The organism is Halorubrum trueperi, from assembly GCF_042662525.1.
Lineage (GTDB): Archaea > Halobacteriota > Halobacteria > Halobacteriales > Haloferacaceae > Halorubrum > Halorubrum trueperi.
In genome coordinates this window covers 172,873-190,701 of the sequence record NZ_JBHSXI010000008.1, presented here as the reverse complement: position 1 = coordinate 190,701, position 17,829 = coordinate 172,873, and the positions used below count along the sequence as shown (strand labels likewise).

Below are 17,829 nucleotides of genomic sequence, written 5' to 3'. Positions count from 1 at the left end.
TCAATTCGACCTGAATCGTTCAATTCGACCCGGGGGTCTCACCGGGCGGGCGAACCACGCAGTCCGGATCGTCTCGGATCACGTCTTCTGGACCGGGCGGTCCGTACATCGCGAGGAACCGGAGCGGCTCCCACGAGTCGTTTTCCGTGCTGTGTTCGACGCCGGCCGGAATGTACAACATGTCGCCGGCGGCGACGTCTCGCGTTTCGTCGCCGATGGTCTGAACCCCCTCGCCGCTCAGGACGTAGAGCACCTCCTCGCTGTCCGGGTGCGTGTGACGTTCGTGTCCCTCGCCGGGTTTCAGAACGACGACGCCGGAACTGAACGTTTCCGCGCCCGTCGTGTCGGGCGTGCTGAGCCACTTGATCGTCCCCCAGTCCAGATCCAGCGTCTCGATCTCCTCCGGTTGGATGAACCGCTGCTCGTCTCCCATGACACCGGGAAGCATGCGGCATCTCCGCATAAGTGTTTGGGGCCCGAAGTCGGCCGTCGGACGTCCGGTCGAACCCAGTCGCCGCTCCTCCCACGCATCGCGCCCATTCTCGCCACGCGAATGGCGTGGTAACACACGACACGAACTGGACGCGATCCCCGGAGCGATCCGCCGATCGATCCTCCGGCTACGCCCCGTCATGCTCGCGAGGGGGGAAGAATATTCACATAATGTGAACAAAGATGCGTCGGGTCGAGGTCAACAGCCGGATCGTCGACCGTCGCTCACGGCAGTTCTGGGTGGTTCCGGGGACGCCCATCGGCTCGGTTTACAGACCGGATCGGCGTCGTGTACGGCGAGGGGCTCGTTACGACTATACTGTTGTAAGTTGGACTCGGTCGATCGGCGTTCGTCAGCGTTCGATCGGTGAGACGGTTGGGCTCGCCGCCGCGAGACAATGTATTCACACTATGTGAATACTCTACGCGTCGAGCGCCGTTTCCATCTCGTCGACGGCGTCGAGCAGCTCCGCCGCGAGCTCGCCGTGGAGCCTCGTCATGTTGATCCGGTATTTCGGCCCTCCGATGCTCAGGCCGCCGACGATCTCGCCGTCAGCGTGGACGGGCGCTCCGACGGCGACGAGCCCGGGAGCGAACTCCTCGTCGATTATCGCGTATCCCTCGTCGGCGATCTCACCGAGCTGGTCGTACAGCCGCTCCCGGTCGGTTATCGTCGCCTCTATCTCGCGGGGCATCCCCCACTCGTCGAGGATCCGATCGACCCGCTCCCGCGGCAGTTCGGCCAGGATGGCCTTTCCGGCGGCGGTGTTGTGGAGGTAGTACTCGGTACGGAAGGGCGCGTCTCCCTCCTGATCGACCGCCTGGTTCGAAGAGCCGTGTAACAGGAGCAGTCGACCGTGTTCGAACACGGTGAAGTTGGCTTCTTCGCCGGTGTCCTCGGCGATCCGTTCCACCGTGTCAGTCGCGACCGTTTCGAGCTCGACGGGCCTCGCTCGATCACCGAGTTCGGCGAGCTTGAAGCTGGCCACGTACGTCTGCCCGTCCCTCACGAGATAGCGACACTCCAACAGAGTGGCGAGGTGGCCGTGTAGCGAGCTCTTCGGTTTGTCGACGATCGCGTCGAGCTCGGCGAGCGTGAGCCCGTCGTGCTCCAAGACGAGCTCCAGTATCCGCAACGACGTTCGTGTCGTCTTCAGCGTTCGGCCGTTCGTCGTCTCGATCATACGCGTGAGATGTGTTCGCAGTACCAAATCAGTTTATATATTTCTCTCTTTAATCGTTAATATTAACATATTGTGAACGATTCGTCGGCGTCGTTCGGCGCTCGCCGCGTTTTCAGATGGCTCGGGACCGCCTCGCCCACCCGATCCGCGTGATCGCCTTCGCGCCGAGTTGCCCCAAGAGGCTCGCCGCTTCGACGTCCCGTTCGTCGAACGCGTCGACGGTGATGTCGCCGGCGCTCAACACGCCGTGATCGCCGATTGGAACGTACAGGCCGGACCGGAGCTCCCCCCGTTCTTGGTCGTCCTCGGTCGAACTGTGGTCCGTGTGCAGTTCGGGCTCGCCGGTTCTGAACGTGCGAGCCGCGGGCGTGTCCTCGTCGGCCGGATAGTCGGGACGCGTCCCGGCCTTCGTGACGCACTCCTCCGTGACGACGACGACCTGTAACGTCCCCTCCGTCTCGTCGACGAGTCGGATCGTCGTGTTGTCGAGCCCGAGGATGTTCTTCGCCGTGTCCGCCATGATATCGGCGACGGACTGCCGCGAGTTCGCTTCCCGGAGCTCCTGGCTGGTCTTCCGGAGCACTTCGATGCGCTGCTCCTGTCGTTTCGCGTCCGTAATGTTCTGGACCGTTCCGTGCAGCGCGTCGCGGCCCGAATCGCGTCGGCGCGGCTCGCCGCAGATGCGGAGGTACCGCTCGGTCGTCCCGCCGTCCACGAAGCCGACCTCAATCTCGAACTCCTCGCCTCCCTCACGCGCGCGTTCGAACTGAGCGAGCGAGCGCTCGCGATCGCCATCGATGAACCGGTCGGCGACCGCGTCGAACGAGGGCTGCGTTTCGGGGTCGATCCCGAGGATCGCCTTCGCTCGATCGCTCCACCACGTTCCGTCGTCGTCGGGGCCAACATCCCCGAGGTCGCCGTCGACGGGGTCGCCACTGCCATCGCCACCGCCGTCGGCAGCGCCGCCGTCGTGCGTCCACACGCCGATATCCGCGAGCCGCTGGACGCTCTCCAGCAGCTCCATCGGACGGGACCCGTCGGGCACTCCGTCCCGCTCCGGTTCGCGCGATCGAGAGTCACTCATACGCAGTACCTCACGTTCGATCCATATATAATCTATCGGCGGCGGGGACGCGGAGTGTCGGGGCTACTCGGGAACCCAATCGACGTCCGCCTGCTTGCGCAAGAGCCCGTCCTGGAGCATCGTCACCGCCTTCTCCAGCCCCTCCGTCGGCTCGGCGAGACCGTCCTCCCACTCGATGCTGAGGACGTCGTCGTACCCGACGAGCCGGAGCGTGCTGATGATGTCACGCCACGCGTCCTCGTCGTGGCCGTAACCCACCGAGCGGAACATCCACGCGCGCTCCTCCTCGCGGTCGAATCCTTTGTTGTCGAGGACGCCCTCGATCTCCGCGTTGGCGTCGTAGACGCGAACGTCCTTCGCGTGGACGTAGTGGATCGCGTCGTGATCGCCCAGGTACCGGATCGCCTTCGGGATGTCTATCCCCTGCCACCAGAGGTGCGACGGGTCCAGGTTCGCTCCCACGCGATCGTGGGTCGCCTCCCGAAGCTCCACCATGCCGACCGGATCGTAGACGAGCATGTTCGGGTGCATCTCGATGGCGATGTCGATCCCGTAATCGTCGGCGTAGGCACCGAGATCGCTCCAGTAATCGACCGCGACGTCCCACTGGTACTCCAGCGCCTCCGAGTGCTCCTGCGGCCACGGGAACGTCACCCAGTTGGGGACGCTGTCCTCCGGACCGCCGGCCGGGAGCCCGGAGAAGGTGATGATGCGATCCACGCCGAGCTCGGCCGCCAATCGAATGGTCTCTCGCGTCTCGGTATCGACGCGGTCTCGGTGCTCGTCGTCCGGGTGCAGCGGGTTGTCGTGAACGGCGAGCCCGCAGATGTCGAGGTTATGAGCCTTGAGATCCGCCTCGAGGGCCGCCCGCGCCTCGTCGCTGTCGAGGAGTTCGCGCCGATCGATGTGATCGGAACCGATCAGTCCGCCCGCGCCGAGTTCGACGGCGTCGACGCCGAGCGATTCGAGGAACGCGAACGCGTCCGACCTGTCCATGTGCCCCAACGGTTGCGCCGTGAGTACGCCAAGTTGCATACGCCGAACAGTTCGGAGGGGTGGCTCTAATAAGTATCCCCGATTGATCGGCCGAGCTCGCCCGCGGACCGGGAGGGGAACTCACGCGCAGTCGGGGCGCGTGCTCCCACGGAGAAACGCGGTACCGCTCGGCCCGGGGAAACATTAATACGAACAGTCGTGGTCACTTCGACCATGCGCGTGACAGAACGTCTGCCGTGGAGCAGGGCCGTCGAAGGAGCGAAGCCGTCGCGGGGTGAGACCCGATGACGCTGTCCGTCGGAATGCTCGGCTACCGATTCATGGGGCGGGCCCACTCGAACGCGTTCGCGCGGCTTCCCATGTTCTTCCCGGACGCGCCGGAGGTCGAGCGAGACGTCCTCGTCGGCCGCGACGAAGCGGCGCTGCGCGAGGCCGCCGATCGGCTGGGGTTCGCTCGGACCGCCACCGACTGGCGCGAGGTCGTCGACGACGTCGACGTCTTCTACAACTTGGGGCCGAACCACGTCCACGCCGAGCCGACCGTCTCGGCGCTGGAGGCGGGCACCCCGGTCCTCTGTGAGAAACCGCTCGCGGCCACGCTCGACGACGCGGAGCGGATGGCCGCGGCCGCCGAGCGCGCCGGGGTGCCCGCGGCGATCGCGTTCAACTACCGGTACATCCCGGCGATCCAGTACGCGAAACGGCTCATCGACGACGGCATCCTCGGCGAGATTCACCACGTCCGGGCGAACTACCTCCAGGACTGGCTCGTCGATCCGCAGTCGCCCTGGTCGTGGCGGAACAGCGAGGAGCTGGCCGGGAGCGGTGCGCTCGGCGACCTCGGAGCGCACTCGGTCGACCTGGCGCAGTTCCTGCTCGGGGACCGGATCGAGCGCGTCAGCGGGCACCTCCGCACCTTCGTCGACGAACGGCCGGCACCGGGCGCGGACGGCGGCGGGCTCGACGCGGAGAGTCGAGACGACGTCGAGACCCGTCCGGTCACCGTCGACGACGCCTACTCCGCCCAAGCGGCATTCGAAGGCGGTGCGATGGGAACCTTCGAGGCGTCGCGGTTCGCCAACGGTCGGAAGAACGCCCACACTATCGAGGTGAACGGCTCGGCGGGAAGTCTGCGGTTCGACCTCGAACGACTCAACGAGCTCGAAGTGCTTCGCGGGGACGACCGCGGCTTCGAGACCGTCCTCGTGACCGATCCGGACGACCCCTACATCGATCACTGGTGGCCGCCGGGCCACACCGTCGGCTGGGAGCACACGTTCGTCCACGAGGACTACGAGTTCCTCACGGCGGTCGCGGAGGGGTCCGAGTACCACCCCGACTTCCAAGACGGGTTGGCCGTCCAGCGCGTCCTCGACGCCGTCGAGCGGAGCGACGAGACCGGTAGCTGGATCGACGTTTAAAAACGCCCGCCAGCGACGCTGTTTTTTTAGGCGGACGAGTGTGACAGCGACCGGAGAGATGCAGCCACGGACGCGACCGGAGAGACGCCCAGTCGTTCGTTCTGAGTCCCAGAACACTTATGCCGTAGTGTATGTGAAACGATCACTATGGACGCGAAACATCCGGTCCGGACGACCGAGAAGACCCTCGCGCTGGTCGAGGAGCTGATGGAACGGGGGCCGTGCGGAGTGACCGAACTGGCCGACGGGCTCGAAATCGGCAAGAGCGCGGTTCACAACCACTTGACGACCCTTCGGGAGCACGGGTACGTGCTGAAAGTCGACGATCGGTATCAGCTCGGGCTCAAGTTCCTCGAAATCGGCGGCTCCACGCGGAAGTCCATGGAGCTGTATCAGGTGGCGGAACCGGAGGTGAAGTCGCTCGCGGACGAGACGGGGGAGCTCGCGAATGTGCTCGTCGAGGAGCAGGGGATGGGCGTGTACCTGATGCGGTCGAAAGGCGAAGCGGCGGTCGATCTCGACACGTACGCCGGACTCAGGACGTACCTCCACACGACGGCGCTCGGGAAGGTGATCCTCGCGCACCTCCCCGAATCCCGCGTCGACGAGATCATCGACCGTCGCGGGCTGGAACGGAAGACGGCGAACAGTATCGGCTCCCGAGCGGAGCTGTTCGAGGCCTTGGACGACGTCCGCGAGCGCGGGTACGCGATCGACGACGGCGAGCGCCTCGAAGGCCTGCGGTGTATCGCGGCCCCGGTCACGGACTCCACGGACGAAGTGCTCGGATCGATCAGCGTCTCGGCTCCCGCAAGCCGCGTCAGCGACGACGAACTTCACGGGGAGTTGGCGGAACGAGTGCTCAGCGCAGCGAACGTCGTCGAACTCAACATCAACTACTGACTCGTCCCGCCCGCTCGTCACCCGGAGTGAGCGTCGAACCGCCACCGAGACCGACGGAGGCCTTCGGAGGCCAACGAAGGCCCCATTACCGGGATTCTGTATGACAGAACCGAATTCGATCGAAATTGTGCGCCCTAGTGCGAGCGCCGCGTGTCGCGTGCGTCGCGGGCCGCGTGCGTCGTACCGGGCGATACGCACACCCACTTCCAATCCACATTACAATTGTACTACTGTAATGAAATCGGTCGTCGACGGTCGAAAGGCCGTTCTATATTACAGAAAAGATGTCGATCCGGCCGTGGCGGGAGGTCGTGTCGGGTCGGCCGAGCGGCATCAGGAACCGACCTGACGTGGTCGAGAGCCGATCTAACGCGTTCAAGCGACGGCAGACGGCCGTCACCGATCGTGGCGATAGTATTTTTAGCCGGCGTCACTATAGATTAAGGGAAGCGGGAACCAGAGATCTTGACATCCACGGGTTCCCGCTTCACTTCCGTGGATGTCGTTTCCCGCCGTTTCGAGACGGTTCGCTCCATCGCGTGGGAGAATGAGGATGTCCTCGAATCGACGACGGCCGGAACCGATCGCGGTCGAGACGGCGAGCGATCGGAGGCGGTGCGATCAGTAGTTGTCGTACACTGTCTTCTCGATGGTGTAGAACTCGAGTCCCGCGTCCCCCTGCTCGCGCCAGGTTTCCGAGGACGACCGCTTGAAGCCGCCGAACGGTACGTGCAGTTCCAGTCCCGTCGTCTTCTCGTTGACCTTCACGACGCCCGCTTCCGCCTCGTCGACGAAGCGCTTGGCCTCCGTGTGGTCGTCGGTCACGACGCTGGCCGAGAGGCCGTACTCGACGTCGTTGGCGACGGCCAACCCCTCGTCGAAGTTGTCGACCTCGATGACGGCGATCACCGGGCCGAACACCTCCTCGCACGCGAGCGTGTCGTCGTTGTCGACGTCGGTGAAGACGGTCGGCTCGACGAAGTGGCCGTCCGCGACCGCGTCGCCGTCCGGCCGTCCACCGCCCGAAGCGAGGGTCGCCCCCTCGGACTGCGCGATGTCGACATATTCGAGCGTCGATTCGAGTTCGGCGGCGCTGACCTGCGGCCCCATCTCGTGATCGAGGCCCGGACCGACGTCGATCGATTCCGCCCGCGCGACGAGTTCCTCGACGAACTCGTCGTGGACCGACTCGTGGACCACGGCGCGGGAGCACGCGGTGCACGACTGGCCCGTCGTCCCGAAGGCACCGGTCGCGACGATCTCGGCCGCCTCGGCGGGATCCGCGGAATCGGTGACGAGCGTCGGGTTCTTCCCGCCGAGTTCGGTCTGCACGCGCTTGCCGGCGTCCGTGGCCTGCTCGTAGACCGTCTCGCCGACCCGGCTGCTCCCGGTGAACGAGACCGCGTCGGTGCCGTCGTTACGGATGAACTCGCTTCCCACCTCGCTCCCGGGGCCGGTGACGACGTTGCACGCGCCGGCGGGGAGTCCGGCCTCGTCGAGCGCCGCCGCGATTTCGAGGACGACCCCCGGCGCGAGCGTCGCGGGCTTGAGCACGACCGCGTTGCCCGCCGCGAGCGCAGGCGCGAGCTTCCACGCGGGGATGGCGATCGGGTAGTTCCACGGCGTGATGAGCGCCGCAACGCCGACCGGCTCCTCCCGGGTGTAGAGGGTCGTGTCCCTGCTGCTCGCCCCTTTCACGGTGCCGCCGAGGTCCGCGGCCTTGCCTGCGAAGTAGTGGAAGATGTCGATCGCGCGCTGCACCTCGCCGGCCGCCTCGGGGCGGGCCTTCCCCTCCTCCGCGACGAGCATCTCGGTGATTTCGTCCTTGCGGTCGGCGAGGGCCGTTCCCGCCCGACGGAGGACGCGACCGCGCTCCGGGCCGGGCGTCCGCCGCCACTCGTCGCTGGCGTCGACCGCCGCCGCGACCGCCTCGGCGGCGTCCACGGCACTCGATCGCTGGTAGCTCGCGACCGTTTCGTCCGGATCCGCCGGGTTCTGCACGTCGAACGTCTCTCCCGTCTCAGATGAGACCCACTCTCCGCCGACGTAGTTCTGGCTAACTTCGGTCACAATTTGGAATTCGCGTGCATTCCATACTATTCTTACGGTTCGATCACCTCTCGTACAGTTCGATCATCCTTCCAGACGGTTCGATGACCCTCCGGACGGTTCGGTATCCCCGGCACGCCGGCGAACCGACGAGCCATCCCCCGCGCCTCAGTCTGCTTCCCACGCGCATCGGCCAGTACACTTTTGCGAACGGCCGCGGACTGCACGTCTATGACAGCCGCCGACTACCTACGCACCGTCCGCGACCGCGACTGGGAGCGGGTGGATTCGGGAACGCTCCGCCTTGCGATGATCAGTCTTGGGTGGTGGACCCGCGAGCGAGCGATACCCGCCGTCGGCGACTCGACGTTCTGCGAGACGACGGTCGTCGTCAGCGGAAGCCGGGAAAAGGCGACCGCGGTCGCCGCCGAGACGCCGACCGTCGAGGCCGCGCTCACGTACGAGGAGTTCGCGGCGGGCGAGGCCGTCGACGAGTACGACGCGGTGTACGTCTGCACGCCGAACGCGCTCCACCTCCCGCACGCCGAGACCGCGGCCGAACGCGGGAAAGCGATCCTCTGTGAGAAACCGATGGAGGCGACCCGCGAACGCGCGGAGCGACTCGTCGACGCCACCGAGGACGTCCCGCTGATGGTCGCCTACCGCATGCAGACCGACCCGCAGGTGCGCCGAATGCGCGAGCTGCTGGCGGGGGGAGCCATCGGCGATCCAGTCGCCGTCCACGGGAGCATGAGCCAACAACTGCTCGACGTCGTCTCCGGAGACCCTGATCAGTGGCGTCTCGACCCCGAACTCGCCGGATACGGTGCGACGGTGGCGGACCTCGGAATCTACCCGATCAACACCGCGCGGTTCGTCCTCGACGCCGACCCGGTCAGCGTCACCGCGCAGATGCACTCCGCGGACGAGGCGTTCCGTGACGTGCCCGACCAGCACGCCGCGTTCACGATTCGGTTCGACGACGGCACGTACGCCGCCTGCACGGCGAGCCAGCACGCCGCGTACGCGGGCCATCTTCGCGTCATCGGGACCGACGGAGAGCTGCTACTCGACCCCGTCTTCCTCGGCGAGACCCCGCAGACCCTGCGGCTCCGCGTCGACGGGCGAACCCTCGACGTCGACGACGGGCGGCGGAACATCCTCGGAGACGAGATGACGGAGGAGTTCGACTACTTCGCGGATCGCGTGCTCCGCGACGCGCCGATCCACCCCGACGGCGAGCACGCGCTCGTCGACATGCGCGCGCTCGAAGCCGTCTACGCCGCCGCCGAGACCGGCGACACCGTTCCGGTTGAGTAGCCGCCGCTCCGTCGCGGTATCGCCCGCGGCATCCTCCGGGGTGGTACGACCGCTTCCTCCGCGGCGGTCCGACCGCATCGCCGCGGCGGTCCGATGGATCGATCGGTGCGCTAACCGGTTATTTAACAAAAGCTTTAGTACCGAGTTCCGGGACACACGAACGCACATGGTCGATTACGAGAAGCTCCGCGACCCGAACGCGGAGTACACCATGCGGGATCTCTCCGCGGAAACGATGGACATCACGAATTCGCGGGGCGGTGTCCGCGACGCGGAGATCACTGACGTACAGACGACGATGGTCGATGGCAACTACCCCTGGATCCTCGTCCGCGTCTACACGGACGCGGGCGTCGTCGGCACCGGCGAGTCCTACTGGGGCGGCGGCGACACCGCCATCATCGAGCGGATGAAGCCGTTCGTCGTGGGAGAGAACCCCCTCGACATCGACCGGCTCTACGAACACCTCGTCCAGAAGATGTCCGGTGAGGGATCCGTCTCCGGGAAGGTCATCTCCGCCATCTCCGGCATCGAGATCGCGCTTCACGACCTCGCTGGCAAGCTCCTCGACGTGCCCGCCTACCAGCTCGTCGGCGGGAAGTACCGCGACGAGGTCCGCGTCTACTGCGACCTCCACACGGAGAACGAGGCCGATCCGCAGGCCTGTGCGGCCGAGGGCGAGCGCGTCGTCGAGGACCTCGGATACGACGCCATCAAGTTCGACCTCGACGTGCCATCGGGTCACGAGAAGGACCGCGCGAACCGGCACCTCCGGGGGCCCGAGATCGACCACAAAGTCGAGATCGTCAAGGAGGTCTGCGAGACCGTGGGCGACCGCGCCGACGTCGCGTTCGACTGTCACTGGTCGTTCACCGGCGGGTCCGCGAAGCGGCTGGCGGAGGCGCTCGAACCGTACGACGTCTGGTGGCTCGAAGATCCCATTCCGCCGGAGAACCACGACGTGCAGGAGACCGTCACGAAGTCCACGACGACGCCCATCGCCGTCGGCGAGAACGTCTATCGGAAGTTCGGTCAGCGGACGCTCCTCGAACCGCAGGCGGTCGACATCGTCGCGCCCGACCTGCCGCGCGTCGGCGGGATGCGCGAGACGCGAAAGATCGCGGATATCGCGGACATGTACTACATCCCGGTCGCGATGCACAACGTCTCGTCGCCCATCGGGACGATGGCGTCGGCCCACGTCGGCGCAGCTATCCCGAACTCGCTCGCGTTAGAGTACCACTCCTACGAGCTCGGTTGGTGGGAGGACCTCGTCGAGGAGGACGACCTCATCGAGGAGGGGCGGATGGAGATTCCGGAGGAGCCCGGCCTCGGACTGACGCTCGACCTCGACGCCGTCGAACGACACATGGTCGACGGGGAGACGCTGTTCGACGAAGCATAGCTTCGTCGTGCACGACAGACGAGCGTAGCGAGTCTGTCGGTGTTCGACTGAGCGAAGCGAAGTCGAGCCAGCAGCGCGGAACAGAGAACCGGCGGTACACTTTTACCGGCCTTCGCTCATCAAGGAGGTATGCGTTACTATCAGCTCCCCGGCGGAAAGTCTGGGGTAGGTTCCGACTCGCTCGTTGTCGCGACCGACGAGGGCGCGTATAACCTGTCGTCGGCGTCCGACGACCTCGGGTTGTTCACCGACCTCGCCCGCGCCGCGAACGCGTGCGGCGAGTCCGTCGATGACATCGCGAGCGATCGGATCTCCGACGCGGAATCGGTCGACCTCGACGACGAGGACGCGCTCCTCCCGGTGACGCCCGACGAGGTGTGGGCCGCGGGCGTCACGTATCAGATCAGCGAGCAGGCCCGAGAGGAGGAGAGCGGCAAACCGGAGGTGTACATGGACGTCTACGACAGCGAGCGCCCCGAGTTGTTCCTGAAGGCGACCCCGTCGCGAACGGTCGGTCCTCACGAGGCCATCGGAATTCGCGGCGATTCCGAGTGGAACGTGCCGGAACCGGAACTCGGCGTCGTCCTCCATCGCGGAGAGGTGGTCGGGTACACCGCCGGAAACGACGTGTCGAGCCGCTCCATCGAGGGCGAGAATCCGTTGTACCTCCCGCAGGCGAAGGTTTACGACCGGTGTTGTTCGATCGGGCCATGCGTCGCCACGTCGGATGCCGTCGGGGATCTCTACGACCTCGAGATGACGCTCACAATCGAGCGCGACGGCGAGATCGCGTACGAGGACTCGACGTCGACGAGCGAGATGGCGACCACCTGCGAGCGACTCGTCGAGTACCTCCGGCGACACAACCCCCTTCCGGAGACGACCGTCCTCCTGACGGGCACCGCTCTCGTCCCGCCGAAGTCGTTCACGCTCACCGCCGGTGACCGCGTCACCATCGACATCGACGGCATCGGCCGGCTCGTCAACGACACGGTCGTCGTGTGAGACTCGTGCGACCGCCTCGACGCGACCGCCGCTGAGACGCAAACGCTGATGAGCGCAAGCGCTGATGAGACGCGATCGCCGTTCGTCGTGAGATGAACCCCCGTCGAAATCCGTGCTCAATGTAACTAGTTCGGCGGCAACGAACGTTCTATAATACAGAATGAGCACAGTGACATACTATAAGCTAATATCAGATGTTTAAAACCCGATAGTGGACTATTTTCTGTGAAATATCCTTCTTGTGTCCATCATATATGGAAGATATATGTAAATATCTGTGAGATAGCTATTCTTAAATAGGGAATAGCGTTATCGCTTCCAAACACGTCGTCGCTCCCCAACGCATCGTCGCTGCCGATCGTATCGTGGTTGCTGACGGCGTCTCCCCCGATCAGGGGCGTGTGACGGTGTCCGGACACCACGCGTTCTCACCGTTCGCCCCGTGTATCACCGTTCGGCCCCGTGTACCACCGTTCGGCCCGTTTATGACCGTGCGGCCCGTACGTGGGCGCATGCGCGAACTCGTCTTTGCCCTGGAATACGAGCCCGGGTGCAACGGGGTGGCCGACACGCTCGCCGACCACCCGGACGCGAGGATTCGGTCGCTCTCGTTACACGCGACCGCCGACCGCCTCTGGCGAGTCGACCACGCCACCGGCGACGCGGACGCCCTCGACGACATCGAGGACGCGTTCCGCAGCACCGATTACTACGCGGATTGCCTCGCGACCGGAGACTGCGGCGCGACGCAGACAACCCGCGTCCTCGATCACGAAGCGGGCACCCTCGTGCTCTACTCCGACTGGGAGCGCACTCCGCGCTGCGCGTCGGTCCCGCACATCGCCCGCGACCACCTCGGCGACGGCGTCCTGTTCGAGACGCGCCACCAGGGACGCCATTACACGTGGCGACTCATCCACTCCGGCGAGGGCGACGTCGGCGCGTTCTTCGACGATCTCAGGGGTTCGGTGGGCGACTGCGCCCGAACGGAACTACTCAAGACGGCGAGCACGTCGGCTGGAGGCGACGAAACGGCCGGCGGCTCGGACGGGCTATCGGCGGAGCAGGAGGCCGCCCTCAGGGCCGCCGTCGAGCACGGGTACTACGAATCGCCGCGCGAGGTCGACGTCGGGGGGCTCGCCGATCATCTCGGAGTGCCGCGATCGACGCTCACCTACCGGCTCAGGCGGGCAGAGGAACGACTCGCGAAACGGTACGTGGCCGACGAACGAGTGACCGACGGGTCCGCACCGACCCTGTGATCCGCCCGAGCGACGCGGTTGTCACGCGATCCGCGACGAGCGAAGCGGCCACGCGAGCCGTACGGCGACGAGCGCAGTCGAACCGAAAGTTTGGAATATTCCAATCAAAACTTACCGTGGTGGGACTCCTACCGATTCACAATGACAGACGAGTCGGATGCGGTCGAGCCGGACGACGCGGGCGGGAGGGGCTTCGAAGGCGAGGTGCAGCCGGACGACGCGGGCGGTAAGCGGCGGGGTGTAGAGGGCGACGAGCGGCGTCCCGCCCGGGGAGACGGGCGGCGAGAGCTGACGGCTCGCCTCGCGGTCCCCGAGATGGACTGCCCGTCGTGCGCGCGGAAGGTCGACAAGAGCCTTCGGCGCGTCGACGGGATACTCGCCGTCGAGCTCCGACCGACCACCGGGACGGCCGCGATCACCTACGACGCCGACGCCGCCGACGAGTCGGACGTGATCGCTGCGATAGAGGGAGCCGGCTACGAGGTCACCGGAGGGACCGCGGGCGACGGAGCCCGCGGGGGAGAAAGCGATGGTTCAGAGAGCGGCGGTGAGGAAAACGGCGGAGTCGAAGTCGCGCCGCCGACCGAGGTGTGGACGAGCCTGCGCGCGAAGAAGACATGGGTCGGCGCGGCGCTCGTCGTCTTCGGCCTGCTGTTCGAGTTCGTCCTGACCGCGCAGAACGTCGGCGTGGCGAGCGTGCTGGGGTACCCGCTCACGCTCGCCGACGCGCTGTTTCTCGGGGCCGTCGCGGCCAGCGGAGTGCCGGTCGTCCGCGACGGCTACTACTCGGCGCGGAACCGGAGCCTCGACATCGACCTCCTGATGGGGACGGCCATCGTCGCCGCGACCGGGATCGGGTACTTCGTCGAGGCCGCCACGCTCGCCGTCCTGTTCAGCGTCGCCGAGCTGCTGGAGGACTACGCGATGGACCGCGCGCGGGACTCCCTGCGCGAGCTGATGGAGCTGTCGCCCGACGAGGCCACCGTCCGCCGAGAGGGCGAGGAGGTGACCGTCCCGGCCGAAGCGGTCGCGGTCGGCGAGACAGTGCTCGTCCGTCCGGGAGAGAAGATTCCGCTCGACGGAACGGTCGTCGAGGGCGAGAGCGCGGTCGACGAGTCGCCGATCACCGGGGAGAGCGTCCCCGTGGACAAGACGGCCGGAGACGAGGTGTACGCGGGCGGCATCAACGAGGAGGGGTATCTCGAAGTGACGGTCACCTCGACGGCGGGCGACTCGACGCTGTCGCGGATCATCGAACTGGTGCAGGGGGCACAGGCGAAGCGGACCGAGACCGAACGGTTCGTCGATCGGTTCGCCGGCTACTACACGCCGGTCGTCGTGGCGCTCGCGATCGCGACCGCCGCGATCCCGCCACTCGTCATCTCGGAACCGATCGCGGTCGACCTCGCCGGGTACGGCGTCACGTTCGTCGGCGATTGGGGCACCTGGTTCGTCCGGGGACTCACGCTGCTCGTGATCGCGTGTCCGTGCGCGTTCGTCATCTCCACGCCCGTCTCCGTCGTCTCGGGCGTCACGAGCGCCGCGAAGAACGGCGTCCTGATCAAGGGCGGTAACCACCTCGAAGCGATGGGCGAGGTCGACGCCGTCGCGCTCGACAAGACGGGGACGCTCACGAGAGGCGAGCTCGCCGTCACCGACGTCGTGGCTCTCGGCGGGGTCGACGAGCGGACGCTCCTCCGGCTCGCGGCCGGGGTGGAGCGGCGCAGCGAGCACCCCATCGCCGCGGCCGTCCTCGACCGCGCCGACGCGGCGGGCGTGACGGACGTCCCCGATCCGACCGGCTTCGAGAGCCTGACGGGGAAGGGGATCCGCGCGGAGATCGACGGGGAAACGTACTACGCCGGCAAGCCGGCGCTGTTCGAGGAGCTCGGATTCGACCTCTCGCGAACCCGGCCGAGGACGGACGGAGGCGGCGTCGCCGACGGCGCGGCCACCGACGGGAGACGCGCATCTGACGACGCGGCCGTGGACGGGAGCGAGGGCCGCCGAGGCGGGGGCGGGGGCTTCGCCGACGGAACCCTCGCCGCCCTGGAGCGCGAGGGGAAGACGGTGATCTTCGTCGGGACAGAGACGGCGCTGTCGGGCGCGATCGCGATCGCCGACGAGGTCCGGCCGGGAGCGAGACGCGCCGTCGAGCGGCTCCGTGAGCTCGGCGTCGAGCGCGTCGCGATGCTGACGGGCGACAACGAGGGGACCGCACGGGCGATCGCCGAACAGGTGGGTGTCGACGAGTACCGCGCCGAGTTGCTCCCGGAGGAGAAAGTGACGGCCGTCGAGTCGCTGCAGGCCGAGTACGGCGAGGTCGCGATGGTCGGCGACGGCATCAACGACGCGCCCGCGCTGGCGACCGCCGACGTCGGCGTGGCGATGGGGGCCGCCGGGACGGACACCGCGCTCGAAACCGCCGACATCGCGCTGATGGGCGACGACATCGGGAAGCTCCCGTACCTCTACGCGTTGTCGCACACGGCCAACGGCGTGATCCGGCAGAACGTCTGGGCGAGTCTCGGCGTGAAGTTCCTGCTCGCGCTCGGCGTCCCACTGGGGCTGGTGAGCGTCGCGATGGCGGTCGTGGTCGGCGACATGGGAATGAGCCTCGGCGTCACCGGCAACGCGATGCGGCTGTCGAGGATCGAGCCCGAACGGTTCGAGTGAGCGACGGCCGGGACGGGAGAAGTTCTCGACCGCCGGATCGATTCGGCTCGGGGGTCAGATTGAGTCCACGGTGGCGTGCTCGCCGGAGATCGCGGCCGCGTCCTCCGGGAGCAGCGCGACGACCAGGTAGCCCGCGTACTCGCGGAGATACTCGACCACGGCGGCGATGCGGTCAGAGTCGATGGCCTCCAGCGAGTCGAGCAGGATGAACGGGAGCGTCTCGTGAACGTCGTGAACCAGGTAGCCCGCGAGCGCGAACACGAGCCCGGTCACCTCGCGCTCGCTCTCGGAGAGGTGGTCGACCGTGTCGCGGTAGGCGCTCCCGTCGGGGCCCGAGCGAACGACGTGGAGGTCGAACCGAGCCCGCGAGACCTTCCGACGCCCCTCGCGGACCTCGGTCTCGCGCCGCTCGATCCAGATCCGGTCGATGTTCTCGTACCCGAGGACGTCTAACACCGCAGCCATGTGCTCGTTGAACGCCTCGACCGCGTCCTCCTCGATCCGATCCACGCGGGTTCGGAGGTCGGTCAGTTCGTCGGCGACCGCCTCGCGGCGGTCGCGAAGCGTCTCTCGCTCGCCGAGCTTCCCCTCCGTCTCCTCGATCTCCGCGTCCACCTCGGCGAGGTCGGACTCCAACCGGTCCACTTTCAGCTCCAGCTCGTTCGCCTCGCGGTGGCGCTCGATGACTTCGTCGTACTCGCCAGCGCCGACGTCCTCCGTGTCGGCCTCGCGCTCGGCGACGCGCTCCTCGGCGGCGGCGTGCTCGGCTTCGAGCTCCTCGATCCGCGCTTCGACGTCCGCGATCTCGGATTCCACGCTGTCGAGCCGTCGCTCGGCCCGCTCGCGTTCGTTCCGACGCTGCCGGATCGTCGACCGGCGCGCGGTGAGATCGTCGATCTGATCGCGGAGATCGTTTCGCTCCTCCAACTTCGCTGACCGGAGGTCGCGGAGCCTGTCCACCGTGTTGTCGATGTGGCTCCGGTCGACCTCCGAGCCGCAGGTCCAACAGACCGTCTCGTCTGCGCCGAGCAGCTCGTCGGTGACGGATCCCGGCTCCGCGCCGGAGCCGTCAGTCTTCGACTCGAACGCCACGTCGAGGCCGTCGCCCTCCAACATCTCCTCGTTGAAACTGATGACGCTACCGAGCTCGTTCAACGTCTCGTCGAGGGCGCGCTTGCGCTGGCGGAGCTCCTCGACGCGACCGTCGATCCGCTCCGGGTCCTCGTCGAACGGCTCGAACTCGTCCAGCGTCTCCTCGAGGTCCGCGCGCTCCGCGCGGAGCTCCGCCAGCGTCGACTCCTCGGTCTCGATCTCGAAGGACAGGTCCTCGACCTCCGATCGGGCCTCGCGGACCTTCTGGAACGCCTCCTCCAGCTCCTCCTTTCGGGAGCGGCTCTCCTCCAAGTCGGCGTCGAGATCGTCGATGGCGGCCTGTGCGGCCTCGAGATCCGCGCGAGCGGCTTCGAGATCTGACTCGATCTTCGCGCGTTCGGTTTCGAGCTCCGGCAGCGTCGATTCAAGCTCGTCCAGCGAGCCGATGCGCGCGTCGATGTCGTCTTTCTCGGCCTCGAGTTCCCGGATGTCGGCTTCGATCTGGTCGGTGTCGACCGGACGCATGATGATCTCCCGGAGGTCGTCGCCCCGCGCGACCGCCCTGCGCGCCTCGTTGTTCTCCAACAGGAACGCGAACAGGTCGGCGAGCTCCGGGTCGTCGAGGTACGGGTCGCCGTCGAAGGCGACGCTACCGCCGCGCCGCGTCAACGTGCGCGTGTACGTCTCGTCGCCGACCGCGAGTTCGACGCGCCCCTCGTCCGCGTCGCCCTTCAGCGACGGACGGGTGCTTCCGAGGCCGGCCATGAGCGCTTGCAAAAACGACGTTCTGTTCGTGGCGTTTCGACCGCTGAGAACCGTTACTCCCGGCGGAATCTCGACCTCGGTCTCGTCGATTCCGCCCACGTTGCTGGCGCGGACGCGAACGGCCGACTCCGAGAGAATCGTCGGATTCATTGTAAGCCCGTACCGGCGCAATCGA

13 protein-coding genes are annotated in these 17,829 nt (G+C 66.7%); 7 read left to right on the top strand and 6 right to left on the bottom strand.

Going from position 1 to position 17,829, the window contains the following annotated elements; genetic code table 11:
- Window positions 1-19: 19 nt before the first annotated feature.
- From ACFQEY_RS07470 to ACFQEY_RS07455, 4 genes are all read right to left on the bottom strand, one after another.
- Window positions 20-433 carry a cupin domain-containing protein gene (locus ACFQEY_RS07470; protein WP_379766545.1) on the bottom strand — a complete coding sequence of 138 codons (414 nt, stop codon included), beginning with the start codon at window positions 431-433 and terminating at the stop codon, window positions 20-22.
- Window positions 434-914: 481 nt separating this feature from the next.
- Window positions 915-1,676, bottom strand: a complete 762-nt coding sequence (locus ACFQEY_RS07465) for an IclR family transcriptional regulator (RefSeq protein WP_379766542.1) — start codon at window positions 1,674-1,676, stop codon at window positions 915-917.
- 112 nt (window positions 1,677-1,788) lie between these two features.
- Entirely contained in the window at window positions 1,789-2,760 is a 972-nt protein-coding gene (locus tag ACFQEY_RS07460) for a GAF domain-containing protein (protein ID WP_379766539.1), read from the bottom strand.
- A 63-nt stretch (window positions 2,761-2,823) separates the two neighbouring features.
- A complete protein-coding gene (locus ACFQEY_RS07455) occupies window positions 2,824-3,795 on the bottom strand; it encodes a sugar phosphate isomerase/epimerase family protein (RefSeq protein WP_379766536.1) in 972 nt (323 codons plus the stop codon).
- Between the two features lie 245 nt (window positions 3,796-4,040).
- Here ACFQEY_RS07455 and ACFQEY_RS07450 point away from each other — a divergent pair, with 245 nt between their 5' ends.
- Window positions 4,041-5,177 (top strand): Gfo/Idh/MocA family protein, encoded by a 1,137-nt coding sequence (locus ACFQEY_RS07450; RefSeq protein WP_379766533.1) that lies wholly within the window; start codon window positions 4,041-4,043, stop codon window positions 5,175-5,177.
- 147 nt (window positions 5,178-5,324) lie between these two features.
- Complete coding sequence (gene xacR, locus ACFQEY_RS07445; protein ID WP_379766530.1) at window positions 5,325-6,080, top strand: HTH-type transcriptional regulator XacR; 756 nt, start codon at window positions 5,325-5,327, stop codon at window positions 6,078-6,080.
- 621 nt (window positions 6,081-6,701) lie between these two features.
- On the opposite strand, the gene xacF is transcribed toward xacR, so the two are convergent.
- Complete coding sequence (gene xacF / locus ACFQEY_RS07440) at window positions 6,702-8,150, bottom strand: 2,5-dioxovalerate dehydrogenase (RefSeq protein WP_379766527.1); 1,449 nt, start codon at window positions 8,148-8,150, stop codon at window positions 6,702-6,704.
- Window positions 8,151-8,360: 210 nt separating this feature from the next.
- On the opposite strand from xacF, the gene gfo6 reads away from it, so the two are divergent.
- The 5 genes from gfo6 (at window position 8,361) to ACFQEY_RS07415 (ending at window position 15,797) form a co-directional block, all read left to right on the top strand.
- A complete protein-coding gene (gfo6, locus tag ACFQEY_RS07435) occupies window positions 8,361-9,449 on the top strand; it encodes a D-xylose 1-dehydrogenase Gfo6 (protein WP_379766524.1) in 1,089 nt (362 codons plus the stop codon).
- A gap of 166 nt (window positions 9,450-9,615) precedes the next feature.
- Window positions 9,616-10,854, top strand: coding sequence for a mandelate racemase/muconate lactonizing enzyme family protein (locus tag ACFQEY_RS07430; RefSeq protein ID WP_379766521.1), 1,239 nt, complete (start codon window positions 9,616-9,618; stop codon window positions 10,852-10,854).
- Window positions 10,855-10,983: 129 nt separating this feature from the next.
- Window positions 10,984-11,859, top strand: a complete 876-nt coding sequence (locus tag ACFQEY_RS07425; RefSeq protein ID WP_379766518.1) for a fumarylacetoacetate hydrolase family protein — start codon at window positions 10,984-10,986, stop codon at window positions 11,857-11,859.
- Window positions 11,860-12,371: 512 nt separating this feature from the next.
- Window positions 12,372-13,121 carry a helix-turn-helix domain-containing protein gene (locus ACFQEY_RS07420; protein ID WP_379766515.1) on the top strand — a complete coding sequence of 250 codons (750 nt, stop codon included), beginning with the start codon at window positions 12,372-12,374 and terminating at the stop codon, window positions 13,119-13,121.
- Window positions 13,122-13,436: 315 nt separating this feature from the next.
- On the top strand, window positions 13,437-15,797 hold the full coding sequence (locus ACFQEY_RS07415) for a heavy metal translocating P-type ATPase (protein ID WP_379766659.1): 2,361 nt from the start codon (window positions 13,437-13,439) through the stop codon (window positions 15,795-15,797).
- Between the two features lie 54 nt (window positions 15,798-15,851).
- Here the strand turns inward: ACFQEY_RS07415 and ACFQEY_RS07410 are convergent, their stop codons facing one another.
- A complete protein-coding gene (locus ACFQEY_RS07410; protein WP_379766511.1) occupies window positions 15,852-17,804 on the bottom strand; it encodes an archaea-specific SMC-related protein in 1,953 nt (650 codons plus the stop codon).
- Window positions 17,805-17,829 lie beyond the last annotated feature (25 nt).

What these genes read in the sequence shown, in the direction of transcription:
- ACFQEY_RS07450 (WP_379766533.1), top strand. Translation starts at nt 4,041, where the DNA reads ATGACGCTGTCCGTCGGAATGCTCGGCTACCGATTCATGGGGCGGGCC.
- ACFQEY_RS07410 (WP_379766511.1), bottom strand. Translation starts at nt 17,804, where the DNA reads ATGAATCCGACGATTCTCTCGGAGTCGGCCGTTCGCGTCCGCGCCAGC.
- gfo6 (WP_379766524.1), top strand. Translation starts at nt 8,361, where the DNA reads ATGACAGCCGCCGACTACCTACGCACCGTCCGCGACCGCGACTGGGAG.
- ACFQEY_RS07430 (WP_379766521.1), top strand. Translation starts at nt 9,616, where the DNA reads ATGGTCGATTACGAGAAGCTCCGCGACCCGAACGCGGAGTACACCATG.
- ACFQEY_RS07425 (WP_379766518.1), top strand. Translation starts at nt 10,984, where the DNA reads ATGCGTTACTATCAGCTCCCCGGCGGAAAGTCTGGGGTAGGTTCCGAC.
- ACFQEY_RS07415 (WP_379766659.1), top strand. Translation starts at nt 13,437, where the DNA reads ATGGACTGCCCGTCGTGCGCGCGGAAGGTCGACAAGAGCCTTCGGCGC.
- ACFQEY_RS07455 (WP_379766536.1), bottom strand. Translation starts at nt 3,795, where the DNA reads ATGCAACTTGGCGTACTCACGGCGCAACCGTTGGGGCACATGGACAGG.
- xacR (WP_379766530.1), top strand. Translation starts at nt 5,325, where the DNA reads ATGGACGCGAAACATCCGGTCCGGACGACCGAGAAGACCCTCGCGCTG.
- ACFQEY_RS07465 (WP_379766542.1), bottom strand. Translation starts at nt 1,676, where the DNA reads ATGATCGAGACGACGAACGGCCGAACGCTGAAGACGACACGAACGTCG.
- ACFQEY_RS07470 (WP_379766545.1), bottom strand. Translation starts at nt 433, where the DNA reads ATGGGAGACGAGCAGCGGTTCATCCAACCGGAGGAGATCGAGACGCTG.
- ACFQEY_RS07460 (WP_379766539.1), bottom strand. Translation starts at nt 2,760, where the DNA reads ATGAGTGACTCTCGATCGCGCGAACCGGAGCGGGACGGAGTGCCCGAC.
- ACFQEY_RS07420 (WP_379766515.1), top strand. Translation starts at nt 12,372, where the DNA reads ATGCGCGAACTCGTCTTTGCCCTGGAATACGAGCCCGGGTGCAACGGG.